This window comes from Kribbella sp. NPDC055071 (assembly GCF_053608045.1).
In genome coordinates this window covers 15564-35856 of the sequence record NZ_JBSGUS010000037.1, presented here as the reverse complement: position 1 = coordinate 35856, position 20293 = coordinate 15564, and the positions used below count along the sequence as shown (strand labels likewise).

Genomic DNA, 20293 nt, shown 5'->3' with positions numbered 1-20293 from the left:
GACGGCACAGTGGTGGGTATGGAGTTTGTGACTGGGGCCGGGGGACGGCGGCTCGACTACGTACGGCGGGGGCGGGGTGCGCCGCTGTTGTTGATCCAGGGGATGGGCTGCCACCACGAGATGTGGGGCGAGGAGCTGTTGAGCGGTCTGGAGGACCGGTTCGACATCGTCGCGTACGACCACAGGGGAGTCGGGCGAGGCGATCGGGCCGACGAGCCGTTCACGGTGGCGGATCTGGCCGACGATGCGGCCGCCGTCATCGAGTCGGTGGGGTGGACCGACGCGCACGTCTTCGGCATTTCACTCGGCGGGATGACGGCCCAGGAGTTGGTCCTGCGGCATCCGGCAGCCGTCAGGTCCGTCGCCTTGGGGTGCACGTGGGCCGGGGGACCGAACGGCGTGATGTCGGAGACCTCGCGCCGGATGGTCGAGGCGATCGCCACCCGGGACGTCGAGCACGGGATCCGGACCGGCTTCGAGGGGAACTTCCCCCGGCGGTACGCCACCGACGTGCCCGGAGCGCTGGAGATCTACCGCCAGCGGTCCCTCGCCGTGAAGATGCCGGTCCCGGTCGTACTGATGCAGTGGGAGGCCGTCCAGGCCCACGACACCACAGCCCGGCTGGGCGAGGTCGACGTACCGACGCTGATCCTGCACGGTACGGCGGATGCCGGTATCCCGGTGGTGAACGCGCACCAGTTGGCGGAGCTGATGCCGGCCGCGAAGGTTGAATTGTTCGACGATGCGGGACACCTGTTCTGGTGGCAGGACCCCGAGCGCACGGTCGCTTCGATCACTGCGCACGCCACCGGATGACGGCGCGCGGGGACGGCCTGCCGGTCTACCTGGGGACCGATAGGTAACCTCTGGTGGTCGCAAGGTGAGCCGATAGGAGATGATGCCCACCGTGACCGGACCACGTAGCCAGGAAGCGCACGACCGGCTGACACCGTCGGAGGCCGATCCGGCCATCGCTGCGCTGACCGGTGGGCTCGATGGGCCGTCCGGACGGTTCGCCCGGTTGAGTTCGTCCTGGTGGACGCCGCTGCGGATCGCGTTGGCGGTGTGCACGATCACGTTCGGCCTCGGCGTACTGCAGAAGGCGCCGTGTATGGACGAGGGCTGGAACCGGGAGAGCTGGCGTCCGTTCAAGGCGCTCTGCTACTCCGACATCGGGTTCCTGTACCAGGAGCGCGGGTTCGCCGAGGGCAACCGGCCGTTCCTCGACACCGGCAACTATCCGGTGCTGGAGTACCCGGTGCTGACCGGCGGGTTCATGGAGGTCGCCGCGCGGATCACCTGGCTGATGACGGGCGATCCGAAGAAGGACGTGACGGCCGACCAGAAGCGGGACACCGCCGGCGTCTTCTTCGTCGTCAACCTGGTGATGCTGTTCCTCTGTGCTCTCGTCATCGTCGGCCTGACGGTCGCGACCGCGCGCGGTGTCGAAACGCGTCCCGGTGCGGCTCGTGGGCAGCCACTGGACGCCCTGTACGTCGCTGCCGCGCCAGTGCTCGCGCTCACGTCGACGATCAACTGGGACCTGTTCGCGGTCGCGTTGACGGCGGGTGCGATGTTCGCGTGGTCGCGCGGCAAGCCGGTGTGGTTCGGCGTACTGCTCGGGCTGGGGACGGCGGCGAAGTTCTATCCGTTCCTGCTGCTCGGGCCGCTGCTGATCGTGTGCATCCGTGGTCGCAAGCTCTGGCCGTGGTTCCAGGCGCTGGTCGCCGCCGTGGTCGCGTGGGGTCTGGTGAACGCGCCGATCTACCTGCTGGCCAAGAACGAGTGGATGTCGTTCTGGACCTTCAACGACCAGCGCGAGAGCGACTACGGCTCGATCTGGTACGTGCTGAAGCTGGCCAAGCACGAGGTGGCCGACGTCAACCAGCTGAACATCGTGATCTTCGCCGGACTCTGTCTGTCGATCGCGATCCTCGGCCTGATGGCGCCACGACCACCACGGTTCGCACAGCTGGCGTTCCTCGTGGTGGCGGCGTTCCTGCTGATCAACAAGGTGTACTCACCGCAGTACGTGCTCTGGCTGCTGCCGTTGGTGGCGCTGGCGCGGCCGCGATTGCGGGACTGGTTGATCTGGCAGGCCTGCGAGTGCTTCTACTGGATGCTCGTGTGGATGCATCTGGCCCAGTTCCTGGCGCCAGGGGATCCGAACGTACCGGACCGGATCTACTGGCTCTCCGTGATCCTGCGGATGGGTGGAACGCTCTGGCTGATGCTGGTGGTCGCGCGCGACATCCTGCTCCCGGAGAAGGATCCGGTCCGCCAAGGTGACGTGGTCGACGATCCGAGCGACGGGGTCAGATCCCGGGCCCGAACCCGACTAGCCACGACCAGCAGCCAGCCGGCATAGGCGCCTCTGTTACTGATCGTGAATGTCTAGTAACTCGCTCATATTTCGAGACTCGGTCCGGGCCGGGGTCCACGGCATCTACCGTCGATGTCATGAGGCCGACGCTGACAGTGATCGTGGATCCCGCGGACCGCTGGATGAGCCAGGCCGCGTGTATCGGGCAGGCGCCTGACTACGACGAGACGGCGTCACCGTGGGAGCAGCGGAAGGCTCGCGAGCTGTGCCGGACCTCCTGCCCGGTGCTCGCCGAGTGCTTCGAGTGGGCCCGACGGACCAAGTTCACCGGTACGGCGGCCGGTGAGACGCTGCTCTACGGACGCCGGCGGGGTAAGCCGGACAGCGCTGTCGGCTAGAGCCGCGCGGCCACCGCGGCGGCGAGCTTGGTGGTTGCTTCCGGGGACTGCGGGAGGAACAGGTACGGCTCGATCAGCTCCAGCTCCATCAGCAGGAACCGGCCGTTGACGACCACGCCGTCGACCCGCGCGTACAGCGGCGGGGAAGCGGCCGCCTGCAAGGCGGTGCGTGCACTCTCCAGTACGGCGGGAGCCGGCTCGGAGCTGATCGACTGGCCGCCGTGGTGTTCCTGGACCCGGTAGTCACCAGCTGCCGGGCGCTTCACGACAGCGTGGGTGAACTCGCCGTCGATGAACATCAGGGACCACTCGCCGTCGGTCAGGATCTCCTGCTGGAACGGCTGCACCAGGTACACGATGTCGGGCAGCTCGCCCATCGCCTCGTCGAGCTCAGGCGACCCGGCCACGCCACGGATCGTGTGCAGAGCGCTGGCGCTGACCGTCGGTTTGATCACGATCTCCTCGCCGGTCAGCCCCGCGATCACCTCGCGCAGGCCCGCACCCGCCGCGATCTGGGACGGCACGATCGCCACGCCGCGCTCACGCAGCTCGAGCAGGTAGCGCTTGTCGCCGTTCCAGCGGACCAGGCCGGAGTCGTTCAGCACGGGCACGCCGGCCTTGTCGATCAGCGCGAGCCAGGCCGTGAACTCGTCGTACCGGCGGTGGTAGTCCCACACCGAGCGCAGGAAGACGGCGTCGTACCCGGACCAGTCGACCGAGGGGTCGGTCCAGATCTCGACGACCGGCTCGAGCCCGGCGGCGCGGAGTGCGTCGACGAGCGGGAGGTCGTGCTCGTGCAGGTCTGGGAAGTCGACCGAGGTCGCGAGGGCGATGCGTTTCGTCACGCCGCTCAGTGTTGGTTGACGGCGGGCACTGCGTCAAACGGCTTTGGTGTGTCGAGCTGGTGACGGATCGTGAGCGCGGTGACAACGGTGACAGCTGCGGCGAGCTGGATCAGACCTTGGCGGGTGTCGTGCCCGAAGTTCGCATACGCCAGGTACGCCGCGAGTGGTACGGCGAGCCATTCGGGGCGGCGGGCCAGGGCCACGAGGGCGATCAGGGGGAGGCCGTACCAGGGGTAGGTGGGGGTGGCGATCAGGAGGGCGGCGCCGTACAGCCAGCAGCAGGTGACGGCTATCGGTTCGTGTTCGGTTCGTCTCCAGGCGGCGACGGCCAGGGCGAGCGCGAGGGCTGCGGCGGCGAGCTTGCGGGCCTCAGGAGGTAGGAAAATCGCGAGAATCGCGAAGCGGGAGCTGCCGTCGTCGAAGCCTTCCTGGGTCAGGTAGCCGGGGAGGAAGCCGAGTACCAAGGTGCCGGAGGCAACGAGATACGGGACGTACGAGGCGATGAAGGTGCCGACGGCAACTAGTGGTTTGCGGCCGCGGAAGGCCGGGAGCAGCAGGAGCGGAAGGAGCTTCACACTCGCGGCCGCGCCGAGGATCGCTGCGGCGAGTTTGGGCCGGCGGGTGGCGAGGATGACGGCGGCCGCGATCAGGAGAGCGGCGAGGACGTCGACGTGGGCGGCGCTGCCGGCTTCGAGAGCGACGATCGGTGACCAACCCCACAGGGCGGCCCAACGTGGGCTTCTTACAGAAAGTAAGCAAGTTGTCGCGATCGCGATCAGCGCGGCCGCGAGTTGCAGGCCGAGCGTGCCGACCGACCAGGGCGTGACGAACGCGACGATCGTGAAATAGACCTGGGCCACGGGTGGGTAAATGGTGGGGACGCGCGGACGATTGATGAGCGTCCGCGGGTCGTCGGCGGCGAACTGGCCGAGCGCGGAGGGATCCTTCGGGAGCTTCGGCACTCCGGTCACGCCGGTCCTGTCGGTCGGCGACAATCCCGGGAAGAGGAGTGGGTCCCTGAGCTGAGCGAGGTTGTCGTCCAGCGGGACGTGGGCGTACGGCGAGTGCCCGGAGAGCTGGACACGTCCGTCCCAGACATAGCGGTAGGAGTCCGTGCTGGTGATCGGGGCGTGGGTGAGTCCGGGGAGCTGACACAGTGCTGCGATCAGCACGACGCCGGCAACGGTCAGCTTCTTGGCACGCCAGATCACGCCCATCACGAGCAGACTGCCCACCAATAAGGTCAGGTTGGGCCGCCAGTTCTCAGCCGCGGTCACGATCACCGCACTAGCGACGGTGACCGCAACCACCCCGGCCACGACACCTGCTTTGGCTATTTGGTTCATGCGGTTCGGCGGAGGGCGAGGAAGGCGCGGTGGCCCGCCCTCCAGTCCTCGGTGGGATGCAGGTTGGCCTGCCGGGCGTGCCGGAGTGCGGCCCGCGTACCGATCCTCGCCCACGGCAACGGGCTCGACCGGCGACCGGTCGAACTTCGCAGCACGATCGGCGCCGCATCATCGAGCTCGTCATCCGGATCGACCTCGACCAGCACCAACCCATCAGGCCGAACGAGCTCGGCGCATCGGCGCAGCAGATCAGCCGGATCACCGCCGATCCCGATGTTCCCGTCCATCAGCAACACACTGCCCCAACGCCCCTCGCCCGGCAGCCGATCCTGCACCGGTCGTCGTAATGCCGCCGCGCCCCGAGCCGTGGTCAGCGACACCGCCCGCGGCGACACGTCGACACCCAACGCCGCAATCCCACGCTCGGCCAGCGCCGTCACGATCCGTCCCGGCCCACAGCCGATGTCGAGGACCGGACCCTCACAGCGACTCAGCGCGAGCCGATCGACCTCATCCGCGGGCGCCTTCCACCGGTCCACCTCGGACAGTGCCGGCACCGTGCGGCCATCGATGCCGGTAGCAACGACTCGCGCCGTACCTCCCAAGGCCTGTTCGAACAGCAAGCCCGGGTGGGCCGCGTGTCGCAACCGCTGATAGAGCCGCGAGACCCGCAACCCCGGATAGGCCGCGGCGATCAGGGCGGCGTCGTTCGGGGTATCCATGTCCCGCAGCGTCGGCAGGATGAGCACGCGCATTCCGAGCGCCCGCAGCCGCCGAAGCTGATCGCGACCGGTGTGATCGGTCGACATCGGTACGCCGATCAACGCCCGCCGGTCGGGTACGCGCAGCCCGAGACACCAGTAGCCACCGTCGTCGGTCAACCCGAGGACGGCGTCGTACCCGGACCATCGGAATCTGAGCAGCTCGGGCGTGAGCTGCGGTGTGTCCATGCCGACGAGCACCATCGGCGTACCGTCGAAGGCGTCCTCGAAAGCGCCTGCGAGCCGCTCGGCCAATCCGTCCCCGCGTTGCCCGACGATGTCGAAACCGTCCGGGAGCCAGGGGCCTGGTTCACCTTCGAGCGCGAGGACACGACGCGACGCGGGTGCAGAACGGACGGTGCTCAAGGTGTCCACGAGCGAGGCCCGGGCCAGCGCGGCGGCCTCGGCGGGAGTGAATTCGGTCTGGAGGCGCGTCTTCACCCGCCCGGCGACGGGCTCCTTCGCGATGACGATCAGTGTGCCGCGAGTCATCCGGCCAGCACCTTGGACATGTCGAGGACAGCGCGGGCCGCGCCGAGCGGCGTACCCGTGACTTTGGAGCGGCCGGAGCGCGGGAGGTAGTCGACATCGACCTCGGCGATCCGCCAGCCCGCGTCGGCCGCCCGGACCACGGTCTCGAGCGGATACCCCGAGCGGCGGTCTCGCAGGCCGAGGCCGAGGAGAGCAGTACGCCGGGCCGCGCGCATCGGGCCGAGGTCGTGCAGGGGAGCGCCCGTACGGCGCCGGATCCGGCGGGACAGTTCGGCGTTCGCGAGTCGGAGGTGCCACGGCCAGGCGTTGGCCGACGTCGGTCGGCGCCGGCCGAGCATCAGGTCGACGTGCCCGGCCAGGATGGGCGCGGTGACCCGGTCCAGCTGCCATGGGTCGAGCGAGGCGTCGGCGTCCATGAACGCGACCACCTCGGTCTTGGCGGCTTCCAGGCCGGCGTGGCAGGCGGCGCCGTACCCCTTGATCTCACACCGGACCACGGTCGCGCCGTGGCTCGCCGCGACCTCCGGCGACCCGTCGGTGGAACCGTTGTCCACGACAACGGCTCGTACGCCGGACGGTAGCCGCTCGAGGATCCACGGCAGGGCCGCTGCCTCGTTCAGGCAGGGCAGAATGAGATCGATGGACACCCTTCGACCGTAGGGAAAATCGGTGCGTAGTTGCGGTGAAACGCGGCTACGGGTCGCTTACGGCGTCTGTCGACAGGGTGCGGAGCACGTAAGACTGTCAGTGGAAGATCTAGGCTCTGACCGTGGCTACTCGTGTACTCGTGGTGGATGACGACCCGACCGTGTCCAACGTCGTCTCGGCGTACCTGACCAAGGCCGGGTACGACGCCCGCGTGGTCGCGGACGGTGTCGCGGCGGTCGAGGTCTGGCAGCAGTGGAAGCCGTCGGTCGTCGTACTGGACGTTATGCTGCCCGGCCTGTCCGGTCTGGAGGTGCTGCGGCGGATGCGCGCGGCCGACGACGGTGCCGCGGTGATCATGCTGTCCGCCCGAGGTGAGGAAGAGGACCGCCTGGTCGGGCTGGAGGTCGGCGCGGACGACTACGTGGTCAAGCCGTTCAGCCCGCGGGAGCTGACGCTGCGGGTGCAGGCGATGCTGCGGCGCGAGGAGCGGCTGGCCGGGCTCGACCTGACGCCGGCCAAGCTGAGCGCCGGCCCGGTCACGATCGACACGGCGGCGCGGCGCGCGTACCTGAACGAGGACGAGTTGTCGCTGACGCACCGGGAGTTCGATCTGCTGGCGTTCCTGGTGTCGCATCCGGGCAAGGCGTACACGAAGGCCGAGCTGCTCCGGCGGGTGTGGGGTTGGGACTTCGGTGACTCGTCGACTGTCACGGTCCACGTACGGCGGTTGCGCGAGAAGATCGAGGTGGATCCGTCCGATCCGCGGCTCGTGCTCACCGTGCCGCGGACGGGCTACCGGTTCGTGGGAGATGCCGAATGAACAAGGACATGTTCACGATTCTCCTGCTCACCACGCTCTGGACGCTGGTGGTCGCGGCGGTCGGGGCGGCGATCCTGTGGCAGTTCCGGCGTCGTTCGTTGCGGGTCACGATGATCGTCGCGGCGCTGGCCCCGATGGCGGCCGCGCTGGCCGCGGTGCTGCAGAGCGTGCGGGCGATGTTCATCTCCGAGCACGACTCGTGGGTGGTGCTGTGGACGTTGGCTTTTGCCGCGCTGCTCGGGTTGGGGATGTCGGTGCTGCTCGGGCACTGGATCAGCACGGGGTCGCGGGATGTCGGTCGGCGATTGCGTCACCTGGGTACGTCGTACGAAGCGCCGGTCGCTTTGTCCGGTGCGGTGCCTGCTGAGTTGGCTGAGTTGACGAACGAGCTGGAGATGACACGGAAGAAGCTGGCCGCATCGCACGAACGCGAGCGCGCGCTGGAGGCGAGTCGGCGGGAGTTGGTCGCGTTTATGTCCCACGATTTGCGGACGCCGCTGGCTGGGCTCCGGGCCGTGTCGGAGGGGCTTGAAGACGGTGTGATCGACGACGTACCGGGTGCTCTTCGGCAAATGCGGGCGACGGTTGATCGGATGACAGGGCTGGTTGACGACCTGTTCGAGCTGTCGCGGTTGTCAGCCGCGCCGTTGCCGCGGCGGCGGTCTGCGGTGAGTTTGCGGGAGTTGGCTGAGGATGTGGCGGGGGAGAACGGGGCGCATGCCCGTTCGTCCGGCGTGCAGTTGAAGGTGTCGACGCCGTCGGACGACGATCGGCTGGCTGTCCAGGGCGATCCGGATGAGTTGACGCGGGCCGTCACAAACCTTGTGGGTAACGCGATTCGCCACACCTCACCTGGTGGTTCCGTGACGGTCGCCGTCGATCGTGAGCCGGACGGGCGCGTCCGGCTGGCCGTCACCGACGGCTGCGGCGGCATCCCCACCGACGACCTCGACCGAGTCTTCGACATCGGCTGGCGCGGCGACGAACAACGAACCCCAGAATCCACCCCCTCCAGCGGCGGCGGCCTAGGCCTGGCGATCGCCCGAGGCGTCGTCGAATCCCACGACGGCAAAATAGGCGTAACCAACGTCGCCGGCGGCTGCGCCTTCCAGATAGACCTCCCCCCAGTTGCCGCCAGCAACTAACCCACGGCGGCTGTTCTATTTACCCGCCTCCGGCGGGGTGCTGATCCCTGTCCGGCGCTCATCGGGTGTGCGTACAGGGGATGTGGTTGGGTCGGGCCTTGCGGAGGGACTGTGGTGTCTCGGTCTCCGGGCTGTGTGAGTGAGCTGGTCGAGGAAGGACGGCGGGGCGGACCGCTTGGCGGGCGAGCGGACCGGCACCACTCACCAAGCAGACCGCTGAGCACCTGTCCACGCTCACAACCCGGCCCCGGTACGGCCGGCTCGGTGGTTGATGAGTGGCTGGGGTCCGCCCTCGCGGATCCCCAGACCATCACAATCGCCGTCCAACCCGTCCAACCCGTCCGCCACGCCTGCCACCCAGCTGGGCGGGCGATTGTAATGGCCTGGAGGCCCGCCTCATCCCCTCGGACCTCGACCTCGGCCGCTGCGCGACGCGCACCTTGACCGACCGCGTGTCGCCGACCGCGATCCACGAGTCGATGCTCGGGATCTCGGAGAGTGATGCGGTCGGATCTGTCCGGACAGGGCTACGACTGGATCAGGTTGTTGATACCCGTCGTCAGGTTGTAGGTGGGCTTCCAGCCGAGCTCGTTGTGGAGGCGGCCTGATGACGCAGTGATGTGGCGGACGTCGCCGAGGCGGAACTGCCCGGTGACGACCGGCGCCGGACCGTTGTACGCGCGCGCCAGCTCTGCCGCGACTTCACCGATCGTCGTCACAGTCCCGCTGCCGACGTTGTACGCCGTGAATGGCGGCTGATGGAGGAGGGCTGTCGCCGCTGTGGTGACGGCGGCGGCGATGTCATGGACATGGATGAAGTCACGCCGTTGGCGTCCATCCTCGAAGACCCGCGGCGCCTCACCCCGTTCCAGCGCTGACCGGAAGATCGCCGCGACCCCGGCGTACGGCGTGTTCCGCGGCATTCCCGGCCCGTAGACGTTGTGGAACCGCAGCGCAGTAACCCGCCCGCCGGTCTCCCGAGCCCACGCGGCCGCGAGGTGTTCGCCGTTGAGCTTGCTCGCCGCATAAGCGTTCCGCGGATCGAGCAGCGCGTCCTCCTCGACCAACCCAGCCCGCAGCGGCGACCCACAGAGCGGGCACGGCGGCTCGAACTGCCCCGCGTCCAGCTCCTCCGTACGACGTGGCCCCGGCGCCACCCGACCGTGTTCCGAGCAGTCGTACCGGCCCTCGCCGTACACGACCATCGAGCTCGCATACACGACCCGCTGGACCCCTGCGTGAGCGATCTCCTTCAGCAAAACCGCCGTACCAAGGCTGTTGCTGGACACATAGTCATCCAGATCATCGAGATCGACCCCAAGCCCGACCTTCGCGGCAAGGTGGATCACCGTGTCGATCCCACCAAGCGCCGCCGAGACCGCGGCCGCATCGCGCACATCGCTGACAATCAACCCCGGCCGAGGCTCCGGCCTGACCGCATGCACATCCGCCCGAAACGAGTCGAACACGACAACCTCGTGGCCCTCAGCAACGAGTTGGTGGTGAACATGCTGCCCGATGAACCCCGCGCCACCCGTCAACAGGACCCTCATACTGCAGCCGCCGTACCATCCAGCGCATGCCGGCAACCGCAGTCCGCATCTGGCTTGGGTAGTTGCCCGATCACCTCAATGATCAATCCTCGCAACCGCTCGATACTCCGCCCAAACACCTCGAACACCTCGGCCTGCGTCACCCCAGCACCGGTCTCGACCCCCGCGTCATGATCCGTCACAACAGCGATCGACGTGTAGCACAACGCCAGTTCGCGAGCGATCGACGCCTCCGGCGCCCCGGTCATGCCCACGACCGACCACCCCTGCGCCGCGTGCCACTGCGACTCCGCACGCGTCGAGAACCGCGGCCCATTGATCACCACCATCGTCCCTGCCGGTACGACGTTGCCCGCGGCAATCACCGTCGCGCGGCCGGTCGGACAGTACGGATCGGCGACGGACGTGTGTACGACGGGCGCCTCGTCGTACACCGTATGGGCCCGGCCCCACGTGCGATCGACGTACTGGTCCGGGACTACAAACGTGCCAGGTCCGAGCTCGGGGTTGAGCGATCCGACCGCGCACGGAGCGAGCACTTGCCGTACGCCGAGCTCGCGCAACGCCCACAGGTTGGCGCGGTAGTTGACCCGATGCGGCGGAAAGCGATGATCGGCGCCGTGCCGCGGGATGAATGCGACCTCGCGCCCGTCGAGATCGCCCACCATCGGCGGCTCACTGGGCGCACCGAAGGGCGTGTCGACCTCGACGGTTCGCGCGTCGTTCAGGAACTCGTAGAAGCCGGAACCACCGATGACACCGATATCAGCCATGCTTCCGACGCTAGTGGCGGGTGCGGCGGCGACTACCGGATTCGGCCGGACCGTCAGCGCTCCGTAATCGATGATCGAATAGGGGCGTGAAGGTTTCCTGGGCGCTGCTCGCGGTCGGCGTACTGCTCCTGCTGTTCGGCGCGTACGCGACGTGGACCGCGGGCCGGCTCGACCGCCTGCACAGCCGGGTCGCACTCGCCCGTGCGTCCCTCGAAACCGAGCTCTCCCGCCGTTCCGCCCTCGTCGCGGAGCTCGCCGGCACCGGCATCCTCGACCCCGCGTCGTCGCTCCTACTCCTCGATGCTGCGCATCGCGCCCGTACCGCATCATTGATTTCGATCGAGCAGCACGAACAGGCCGAATCCGCGTTGACCCGTGCGATCAACGCCACCGGCACCGATGCCGAACCATGGTCCGGCGAACTCGGCCTGGCGATGCGACGGGTCCAGCTGGCCCGCCGCTTCCACAACGACATCGTCGTATCGACCCGCGACCTCCGCCAACGCCGCCTAGTCACCTGGTTCCACCTATCCGGCCACGCGCCAATGCCGTCCACCATCGAACTGGAGGACGGCAGCTAACCTGCTTAATCCAGCGCCTCACACCCGACGTCCTGGCTAGGCTGGCCGAGTGAGCCTCGAGATTCCCGACCAAGTCCGCAAGACGGTCATGGCCGACGGCAACGAATCCTGGCTGGACGCGCTGCCAGACCTGGTTGACTCACTCGCCCAGGAGTGGTCCCTCTCGATCGGCCCCAGCTTCGAAGGCGGTCACGCCGCCCTGGCCGTGGGCGTGACGCTGGCTGACGGCACCCCAGCGGTCCTCAAGATCGGTGTCCCAGGTCGAGACCTCAGCCACGAGGCCACCGCGTTGCGCCTAGCGAACGGCGAAGGCTGCGCCAAGCTGCTGCGCGAAGACCTGAGTCGACAAGCCCTCCTGCTGGAGCGCCTGGGACCTCAGATGTACGAAGTCGTGCCCGACCCCGCAAGCCGCCACAAGCTCCTATGCGAGGTCGCGGTCCGCCTCTGGCGTCCGATCGGCCCCGACATCGACCTCCCAACCGGCGCGCAGTTGGCTGAGCACTACGCCAATCGCCTACCAATCCTCTGGGAACAGGCCGGCCGCCCGTGCTCCCCGGCCACTATCGCCGACGCCCTGGATTGCATGAACCGCCGCCGCCTCGCCCACGACGATCGGTCCGCCGTCCTCGTCCACGGCGACGTCCACGAGGCCAACGCACTCCAGGCAAGCGACGGCACCTACAAACTCATCGACCCAGACGGCCTACGCGCCGAACCGGCCTGCGACCTAGGCACCATCATCCGCTGCAACCCAGACCTAGGCGACAACCTCCACACCCGCACCCAACTCCTGTCCGCCCGCACCGGCATAGACCCCACCGCCATCTGGGAATGGGGAACCATCCACCGAGTCTTCAGCGGCGTCTACGCCCACACCATAAACTTCCAACCCTTCAGCCACCTCCTCCTAACCGAAGCCGACCGCCTCACCGCATAACCACGGCTCGGACAGCAGCCCGAAACGTGCTCGGGTTGCCGGAGAAGGTGATCGAGCCTTCGACGACCGCGCACCCGGCAGATGCGGATCGAACGTGGACGGCGTCGTACGACGCAGCCGGCAACGCGGTCTCGTTGCTGTCGCCGGGCGGCGTGCAGCGTACTCGGGCGTACGATGCGGCGGGTCGGCTGACCAAGGAAGAGGGCAACGGCGCCGAGGCTTCGACCACGGCACGCAACCTGACCTATGACCTGGCCGGCCGACTCGCGACCTCGAGCTCGCTCGACGGGGTCAACACCTACAGCTACAACGACCGCAGCATGCTGCTGCGTGCGGACGGGCCGTCGGGGACCTCGACTCAGGGCTACGACCCCGATGGTCAACTGACACAGCGAATCGACGCTGCCGGGACCGCGGACTTCACCTACGTGAACGGGCGGCCGACCACGGAGACTGACCCGGTCACGCGGACGCTGCATACGCTCGGGTACAACGCCGCCGGCCAGTTGTCGACCATCGACTACGGCTCCTCGCGGATCCGAACGATCGGGTACGACGCCTACGGGCGGATGAACTCGGACGTCCTGAAGGCAGGCGCAGCGTCGGTCTCGTCGATCACCTATGGGTACGACGCCGACAACAACATCACATCCAAGAACACCACCGGCGTTGCCGGTGCTGGTAACAACACTTATGTCTATGACCAACTGGGCCGATTGACCTCCTGGACGAAGGGTTCGACCACCACGCAGTACGGGTGGGATGCCGCGTCCAACCGGATCAAGGCCGGCACCAAGTTGGCGTCGTACGACGAACGCAACCGCCTGATCAGCGACGGGACCTCGACGTACACCTACACGCCCCGTGGCGCGATGCAGTCGAAGACGACCGGGACGACGACGGAGGCGTTCACATTCGACGCGTTCGACCGGATGATCAGCCGCTTCGACCGTGACTTCACGTACGACGCTCTCGATCGGCCGGTGCAGGCCGGCACAGCCCGGATGCGCTACGACGGCTTCAGCGACGAGGTCGTGTCCGACGGAACGCAGTTCTTCGGCCGCTCCGCTTCCGACGGCTTGCTGTCGATCGGCTACGACACCACCAAACGACTGGTCCTGGCCGACCGCCACGGCGACGTCATCGCAGGCTTCGACCCCACCGACACCACCCTAGGCACGGGCCTGCCCGACACGAGAACCTTCGACCCCTTCGGCAACTCCACCAGCGCCACCGGCCTCAAATACAGAGTCGGCTACCAAGGCGACTGGACCGACCCCCGCTCCGGAGACGTCAACGAAGGAGCCCGCTGGTACGACCCAGAATCCGCCACCTTCAACTCCCGAGACACCATCACCTCCGCCGCCGGCGAATCCACCGCAACCGCCAACCTCTACACCTACACGGGCGGCAACCCTCTAACCTTCAACGACCCCGACGGGCATCGAGCTGTCGACCCCGATGGCAACCCGATGAAGCGGGTCTGTTGGTGGACGTATGAGCGCAACGGTGACGGACACCCAGGGGTCTACCACTGCAAGTGGATCAGCGACCCACCACCGACCGATTGCCGTAAGACGCATACGTGCCCGCCACCGAAGTGCCCGCCCGGAGGGAGCGGGAAGAACTGCCCGGTCACGAAGTGCCCGCCCGGTACCAGTGGGCCGAACTGCACGCCGGACTGTAAGAAGCACTGCGACCCACCACCCACGAAGTGCAAGACTCGTTGCGGCCGTACGCCTCCACCTCCACCCTGCGACGCTCAGTGCCAGCTGCGCAAGAAGATCCAGCAGGAACAAGAGGACATAGAAAACGACGCCAAAACCAAGAAGCAGCCGCCACCTGGCGACCCGTCCTGCGCGAACGGCAACCCAGCACTCTGCTCAGTCGACCCCTCCCAACCCGCCACCATCGTCGGCCCCGGAGGCGACCTAACCAGCGAAACCAGCCAGTGGTCCGACCAGCAATACCAAAACGCCCTCAACCAGTACGGCTCGGTAGTAGCAACAGTAGGCAAGACCGAAAACATCGACTGGTTCAACATGGGCTTCAACCCGCGCGGAGACACAGCCGGAACCGGCGGAGCTAGCGTTGGTCCAGGCGGCGCAATCGGTAGCATCGCCCTCGGCACCGCCCTCGGCCAACTCATCAAGAACCTCACACTCGGCGGCCAAATCTGGTCAATAGCAAGCGGCGGAGACGACAACTCCAGCACAAGCAACACCGACAGCAACGCCGGCGCAACAGCACAACCACCAGACCCAGACGACGACCACCGCGGCGGCGGCCACGAACCGGAGAATCCTGGCGGCGACCTTGGCCCCGACTGGAAGCCACGCCCATCGTCGGACGTCTGTAACTCAAGTGGCTGCGAGGAAGTTGCTCGAGACATCCAGCAGAGGATCGGAGGCGAGATCTATCGGATCAAGCCACCCCAGGGTGCCCAGAACCTTGGAAGATATCGAGACGAGTGGAGCGGGTGGGGACACCACGACGTCGTCGTGAGAGGTGGCAGAGTTTACGATGCCTTCTCTGATAGGCGCGGCGTGCCTATCGATCAATATAAGAACTTGTGGAAAGATATGTATCCTCAAGAGTTCCCATTTTGATGGATTGGGTAAATGGACTTTCAAAAGATGGTGCGCTCGATTCGATCGAGGCCAGCGGTCTATGGCCTGGATGGGTCGCTGGCCTCGCTTGAGGCTTTCATTCTTGGCTGGGATTTGGGAAGTCAAGGGTCGATGCTGTTGGGCTTCAGAGAGTGGTTGGTCCTCCGGTTCGATGGGGGAAACAATCTAAGTTGGCAGGCATTAATCCGTCGGATGCACAAGATGGAAGTCGAGCGTGAGGGGCGAATCGAGCCCGACTTGAGTGCCGATGGGCTCTTCGATGTCCTCGACCGGTTCTTTGATGACCGGAACCAGAGCGACGGCATACTGAGGATCTATGCGATGTACGCCGACTGGCTGCGTTCTCAAGAATGGTTTCGACCTGAGATGCTGAATTGATGGCTAATGATGATAATTCATGGAGTATGGAATCGGTGAAAAGGTATCTATGTGGCGGTGGGTAGAAGAATTGGCGAAGGTGAATATTTCGGCGTTCCGCTCTCCGGTGGTGCGTATGGCTTGGGTGTAGCTGCTCGCATCGGACAAGACGGCACCATACTCGGCTATTTCTCTTCCGTCCGCTACGAGTCGCTGCCTTCGGTCGCTGAGATCGACTTCACCATGGAGTCCGCCGTGTGGATTAAGTTGTTCGGCGACCTTGGCTTGCTCGAGGGGCGCTGGCCCATCATTGGATCGGTGAAGGATTGGGATCCGAGAGCTTGGCCGCTGCCTGACTTTGTTCGTCATGAGGAGTTGTCAGGACGTTCCTACCGTGTCTCCTATGCTGGCGATCTCCGAAACCGTCCGGAGCAGATGCTGTCGGACCCCGAGAGGCTAGCTGGTCTGCCTGACCATGGCCTCGCCGGTGACAAGTTCGTGGAACTCAAGCTGGAGAGGCTCCTGGGATCTGAGTCCGGCTTGTAGCTTATGTAAGGCGCTTTAAGAGTTCGTCCATGATGCTTGTCCATTCGGCCATGGCGAGCGGACCGGCGTCCGCCCACAGCTCGCGCAGCTCGGAGTCTGGCGCTCTCACGCGACCAATCGCACCGATCGCGAGTGGGGCCAGTTCGGCCAGTTGCGGCTGGGTTGCCGCCCACGCGAGAGCTTCCTGATTCGCTGGTGTGGGGGACGCTGGGGTGCCTGCGGCGGCGGCGAGAAGTTCTGCGGCGACGAGGGCGGCTGCACCGAGGTCTGCTTCGAGATAGTGGGCAGGTTCCCAAGCGGCGACCTGCCGGAGCGTGTCCCGAACCATTGAGTCACTGTCGCTTTCGACTACGCCGCGCGCCCAGTCTGCGGCGTCATCATTGCGAAACGTCGACGGATCCCAGGCACCCATACGTGAACAGTAGCCACGAGTTCCGCCTGGCGCGATTTGACCTCGCATGCTCCGTGGACTCCGGATGATCAGGTAGAACGCTAATGGGCCGGTGGACCATGCTGATCCGAAAGCGAACAACATGATGAAGGCCCACGGCGGTTCGCGCGGCGTGGTCGGGGGCGGGCGGTAGCCCGCGGGCTCCGGCGGTAGCCGGATAGGCACGGCGCTAGCCGGAAGGGGAATGCCGGCGAATAGCCGGAGGGCGGGTGGGAGCGCGCGGAGCGGCTGCGGTGAGGAGCGTTGCGACGAACGGAGCGGGTGCGTAGCGCGCGGGGGATGATCCACATCCACCACCTCACCAGAATTTACTTTGCGTCTGCGTAGGTTTTGGCTATGGCTGTGGTGAAGGCGAAGTTGGTGGGGGTTGGGCCGAAGGTTAGGTGGCCGGCGAGGGTTGAGGCGGATTGGATGGCGGCGGCTACTTGGTCGGCTTCGTCTGCGGGGGCGTGGATGATGACCTCGTCGTGTTGGAAGAAGACGAGTTCGGCTTTGAGGCCCACCAGGGATTGGCGGAGGGCAGCCAGCATGAGCAAGGCCCAGTCGGCGGCGCTGCCTTGGACCACGAAGTTTCGGGTGAAGCGGCCCCAGGCTCGGGCTTTGCGGGCGTCGGTGGGGAGGTCGTCGGCGGGCGGGCCTTCTAGGGTTGCCTCGTCGAGGGGGTGGCCGGTGGGTGGGCTGGTTCTGCCTAGCCAGGTGCGGACCAGGCGGCCCTCTTCGCCGGCTCGGGCAGCGTCGTCGACGTACGCGACGGCCACGGGGAACCGTTTGCGCAGCATGGCGAGGTTCTTGAGTCCGTCGCCGGAGGTCTGACCGTAGATCGCACCCAGTACGGCGACCTTCGCCTGCGCGCGGTCACCCGAGAACGCCTGGTCTGACACGGCTTTGTAGAGATCACCGGGATCGCTGGCTACCTCCATCAGCGCAGGATCACGAGAGATCGCGGCCAGGATCCGAGGCTCGAGTTGAGAAGCATCGGCTACGACCAGGCGCCAGCCAGGATCGGCGACGACCGCCCGGCGGATGACCTTGGGGATTTGAAGGCCGCCACCGCCGTTCGTGATCCAACGGCCGGAGACGGTGCCGCCGGGGACGAAGCCGGGGCGGAACCGGCCGTCGTGGACCCAGTCGTGCAGCCAGGACCAGCCGTTCGCGGTGTAGATGCGGTAGAGCTTTTTGTACTCGACCAGCGGCGCGACGGCCGGGTGGTCGATGGTCTCGAGCTCCCAGCGGCGCGTGGACTTGAGCTGATAGCCCGCCTGTTTAAAGGCTTTCAGTACGTCGGCCGGCAGATCCGGACGGACTCGGAACCCGAAGGCGGCGGACACCTCGTCCGCAAGCTCGGTCAGCCGCCGTGGTTCGCCGGTGCCGCCGAAGCGTTCGCCTAGCAGTTCGCTGAGCAGCTCTCGATGGGCGTCAGCACTCCAGGGCAGCCCGGCGCGGTCCATCTCGGCGGCGATCAGCATCCCGGAGGATTCGGATGCCGTGAGCAACCGCATGCGGTCGGGGTGCTCGGTGAGACCGTGACGGCGCAGTTGGTCGGCGTACACACGTAGTAAGGCTTCGAACGCGACCGGCTCCTCGGAGAACTCGAAGAGCGACGACTGCTCACCCGGTACGACGGAACGCATTGGCGGGTCGGGTGGGACAGGGGCGCCGGTGAGGCGGGCCCAGGCTGCGGCCGCGGAGCGTGGTTCGCCGAGGCGGCCTTCGTGACCGAGGAGGAGGCCCTCGGTGTTCTCGATGTCGTAGCAGCGTTCGACGCGTACGCCGGCAGCCAGCAACCGTGGATAGATCTCGGACGACGACCGCCACACCCATCGCGTGACGTGCGGGCGGGACGCGACGGCGGCGGCCAGGTCCGGCTCGTGCAGGATCTCGCCGGCGGGCTGCCCGTCCGGATGCAGCGCGACGAGAACCGCCCCGCCACCCTCCACCGGCCCAATCGCCCACCTCTCATCCATACCCGAATCCTCACACCCTTCGCCGACAGTTCCACCCCGACCACCTACGACGCCCCACTTTGTGCACCGGATCCGTGTCTGGAGCGGCGGAAAGTACGGATCTGGTGCACAAAGTCGGCCTGGTTGGGGGCGGGGCGGGGCGCGGCGGGGCGGGCGAGTGGGCGGGTGGGGTCGGGCGGGGTCGGGCGGGGTCGGGCGAGGCGGGTGGGGTCGGCTGGGGTCGGGCGAGCCGGGCGGGGCGGGCGAGCCGGGCGGGGTCGGGTGGGCGGGCATGCGGGGAGGGGGAGTGAGGCGAATATGAGGCCAGTGGTGGGAGACTGGACTTATGTGGCGTGCGGGGGACTTGGATTCGGCGGACGGGACCAAGACTGAGCAGGTGGAAGCGCTGGTGCTCAGGCGGATCGAGCGCGGGGAGCTGTCGATCGGGTCTCGGCTGCCGTCGGAGCGGGTGTTGGCGGAGCGGCTCAACCTCAGCCGGGTGACCGTCGTACGGGCGCTGGACAACCTGCGGAACGACGGGGTGCTGGAGACCAAGCGGGGTTCCGGGACGGTGATCAGGCCGCTGGACCGGTTGTTGGACCCGATTGCGCCGGCTTCGACGGTGACCGCGGGGGACCAGCCGGTGTTGGACTTGCGGTTTGCGACGACGGCGGCGCCGCATGATGTGGCGGAGGCGGCGGCGCAGATCGTTCAGGACGGGCTGCCGCAAGCGATGGGCGGGGACGGGCCGCCACCGGGCGGCTCGCAGGAGCTCCGGGAGGCGCTGGCCGAAAGGCTGACCCGAGAAGGCGTACCGACCGAGCCGGACCAGTTGACGCTGACAGTCGGCGCAGCAGCCGGTCTGAACGCCGCACTGGCCGGACTGGACCTAGGACCGGGCGTAGCGATCACCGAGACCCCGACGTACCCAGCCGCCTTCGACCTACTCCGGAAACACCGCCTGGACGTCGCAGGCTGGCCCGCCGGCGTCTGGGACACCGACCAGCTCACGCACCTGTGCAGACGACACCGTCCGAAGGTCATCTACCTACAGGCCGACAACCACAACCCCACCGGCCTGAGCCTCCCAGCAGACCGGCGAACCGCGGTGGTCGAGATAGCACGCCGGTACGGCGCTGCCCTGATCAGCGACGAGACCATGCGACCGCTTTGGCTGGCCAGTGGTCAGCAAGCCGAGCCGCTGAGCCGCTATCCGCGCACTGTCAGCGTTGGCTCGCTGAGCAAGACAGTCTGGGGCGGACTCCGCGTCGGCTGGGTCAGAACCGGTAAACAGCTGCGCAGGCGGATCAACACGGCCGCACAGCTCAGCGTGGCGTCGCCGAGTGCACTGGACGACCTCCTGGCCCAGGCAATCCTGCACAGACTCGACAAGGTGATCAGTCGGCGCCGTACCAGGCTGCGAGCCAACCTGAACGCGCTGGAAGCCGGACTGAACACACTCGACGGTGTGGCGTGGTCCACACCGACCGGCGGGATGACGCTGTGGCTGGAGCTGACCGAGACTCGAGCGCGTCGCGTCCTCGACAAAGCCCGGGAGCAAAACCTTCTGCTCGGCGCCGGCGACCTGTTCACGCCGGACGGCACGGACCGCAGGCACATCCGGATCCCGTTCACCGCGCCGCCTGCAACCCTCCGACTGGTCACCGCACGCCTCAAAGAAGCACTAGACCAGTCCACTTGATCCGAAGTGGACTCAGGATCGATGCCCACCGCCACCTAACCT

General features: G+C 66.9%; 19 protein-coding genes. 11 read left to right on the top strand and 8 right to left on the bottom strand.

The window, feature by feature from the left end:
* Positions 1-18 precede the first annotated feature (18 nt).
* The 3 genes from ACWF4Z_RS36110 (at position 19) to ACWF4Z_RS36100 (ending at position 2721) form a co-directional block, all read left to right on the top strand.
* Positions 19-816 (top strand): alpha/beta fold hydrolase, encoded by a 798-nt coding sequence (locus ACWF4Z_RS36110; protein WP_452247721.1) that lies wholly within the window; start codon positions 19-21, stop codon positions 814-816.
* 82 nt (positions 817-898) lie between these two features.
* Complete coding sequence (locus ACWF4Z_RS36105; protein ID WP_452247730.1) at positions 899-2368, top strand: glycosyltransferase family 87 protein; 1470 nt, start codon at positions 899-901, stop codon at positions 2366-2368.
* 92 nt (positions 2369-2460) lie between these two features.
* A complete protein-coding gene (locus tag ACWF4Z_RS36100; protein ID WP_452247720.1) occupies positions 2461-2721 on the top strand; it encodes a WhiB family transcriptional regulator in 261 nt (86 codons plus the stop codon).
* On the opposite strand, the gene ACWF4Z_RS36095 is transcribed toward ACWF4Z_RS36100, so the two are convergent.
* Genes ACWF4Z_RS36095 through ACWF4Z_RS36080 form a run of 4 tightly spaced genes read right to left on the bottom strand, consistent with a single transcriptional unit; the run spans position 2718 to position 6812 of the window.
* Positions 2718-3566 carry an ATP-grasp domain-containing protein gene (locus ACWF4Z_RS36095; RefSeq protein WP_452247719.1) on the bottom strand — a complete coding sequence of 283 codons (849 nt, stop codon included), beginning with the start codon at positions 3564-3566 and terminating at the stop codon, positions 2718-2720. The two genes, ACWF4Z_RS36100 and ACWF4Z_RS36095, sit on opposite strands and share 4 nt — an antisense overlap.
* Positions 3567-3571: 5 nt before the next feature.
* Positions 3572-4885 (bottom strand): glycosyltransferase 87 family protein, encoded by a 1314-nt coding sequence (locus ACWF4Z_RS36090; RefSeq protein ID WP_452247718.1) that lies wholly within the window; start codon positions 4883-4885, stop codon positions 3572-3574.
* Between the two features lie 23 nt (positions 4886-4908).
* Complete coding sequence (locus ACWF4Z_RS36085) at positions 4909-6165, bottom strand: DUF2064 domain-containing protein (protein WP_452247717.1); 1257 nt, start codon at positions 6163-6165, stop codon at positions 4909-4911.
* Complete coding sequence (locus tag ACWF4Z_RS36080; RefSeq protein ID WP_452247716.1) at positions 6162-6812, bottom strand: glycosyltransferase family 2 protein; 651 nt, start codon at positions 6810-6812, stop codon at positions 6162-6164. The genes ACWF4Z_RS36085 and ACWF4Z_RS36080 overlap by 4 nt, the downstream gene beginning before the upstream one ends.
* A gap of 122 nt (positions 6813-6934) precedes the next feature.
* Between ACWF4Z_RS36080 and ACWF4Z_RS36075 the strand changes: the two genes are divergently transcribed.
* Together ACWF4Z_RS36075 and ACWF4Z_RS36070 are read left to right on the top strand one after the other, a co-directional pair.
* A complete protein-coding gene (locus tag ACWF4Z_RS36075; protein WP_452247715.1) occupies positions 6935-7633 on the top strand; it encodes a response regulator transcription factor in 699 nt (232 codons plus the stop codon).
* On the top strand, positions 7630-8778 hold the full coding sequence (locus ACWF4Z_RS36070) for a sensor histidine kinase (RefSeq protein ID WP_452247714.1): 1149 nt from the start codon (positions 7630-7632) through the stop codon (positions 8776-8778). The genes ACWF4Z_RS36075 and ACWF4Z_RS36070 overlap by 4 nt, the downstream gene beginning before the upstream one ends.
* Before the next feature lie 527 nt (positions 8779-9305).
* Here ACWF4Z_RS36070 and ACWF4Z_RS36065 read toward each other — a convergent pair.
* A complete protein-coding gene (locus ACWF4Z_RS36065; RefSeq protein ID WP_452247713.1) occupies positions 9306-10331 on the bottom strand; it encodes an NAD-dependent epimerase/dehydratase family protein in 1026 nt (341 codons plus the stop codon).
* Positions 10328-11104, bottom strand: a complete 777-nt coding sequence (locus ACWF4Z_RS36060; protein WP_452247712.1) for an S-methyl-5'-thioadenosine phosphorylase — start codon at positions 11102-11104, stop codon at positions 10328-10330. The genes ACWF4Z_RS36065 and ACWF4Z_RS36060 overlap by 4 nt, the downstream gene beginning before the upstream one ends.
* 86 nt (positions 11105-11190) lie before the next feature.
* On the opposite strand from ACWF4Z_RS36060, the gene ACWF4Z_RS36055 reads away from it, so the two are divergent.
* The 5 genes from ACWF4Z_RS36055 to ACWF4Z_RS36035 are packed head-to-tail and all read left to right on the top strand — an operon-like array spanning position 11191 to position 16155.
* Entirely contained in the window at positions 11191-11685 is a 495-nt protein-coding gene (locus ACWF4Z_RS36055) for a hypothetical protein (protein WP_452247711.1), read from the top strand.
* A gap of 49 nt (positions 11686-11734) precedes the next feature.
* Positions 11735-12622, top strand: coding sequence for an aminoglycoside phosphotransferase family protein (locus ACWF4Z_RS36050; RefSeq protein WP_452247710.1), 888 nt, complete (start codon positions 11735-11737; stop codon positions 12620-12622).
* A gap of 26 nt (positions 12623-12648) precedes the next feature.
* Positions 12649-15231, top strand: a complete 2583-nt coding sequence (locus tag ACWF4Z_RS36045; RefSeq protein WP_452247709.1) for an RHS repeat-associated core domain-containing protein — start codon at positions 12649-12651, stop codon at positions 15229-15231.
* Positions 15232-15243: 12 nt separating this feature from the next.
* Positions 15244-15630, top strand: coding sequence for a hypothetical protein (locus ACWF4Z_RS36040; RefSeq protein ID WP_452247708.1), 387 nt, complete (start codon positions 15244-15246; stop codon positions 15628-15630).
* A gap of 51 nt (positions 15631-15681) precedes the next feature.
* Positions 15682-16155 (top strand): Imm26 family immunity protein, encoded by a 474-nt coding sequence (locus tag ACWF4Z_RS36035; protein WP_452247707.1) that lies wholly within the window; start codon positions 15682-15684, stop codon positions 16153-16155.
* Position 16156: 1 nt separating this feature from the next.
* Here ACWF4Z_RS36035 and ACWF4Z_RS36030 read toward each other — a convergent pair whose 3' ends face one another.
* Positions 16157-16567 (bottom strand): DUF4259 domain-containing protein, encoded by a 411-nt coding sequence (locus ACWF4Z_RS36030; RefSeq protein WP_452247706.1) that lies wholly within the window; start codon positions 16565-16567, stop codon positions 16157-16159.
* A 347-nt stretch (positions 16568-16914) separates the two neighbouring features.
* The gene (locus ACWF4Z_RS36025; RefSeq protein WP_452247705.1) at positions 16915-18570 is read right to left on the bottom strand and encodes a bifunctional 3'-5' exonuclease/DNA polymerase; all 1656 of its coding nucleotides are present in this window, start codon (positions 18568-18570) and stop codon (positions 16915-16917) included.
* Positions 18571-18946: 376 nt separating this feature from the next.
* Here ACWF4Z_RS36025 and ACWF4Z_RS36020 point away from each other — a divergent pair, with 376 nt between their 5' ends.
* Positions 18947-20251, top strand: a complete 1305-nt coding sequence (locus tag ACWF4Z_RS36020; protein WP_452247704.1) for an aminotransferase-like domain-containing protein — start codon at positions 18947-18949, stop codon at positions 20249-20251.
* Positions 20252-20293 lie beyond the last annotated feature (42 nt).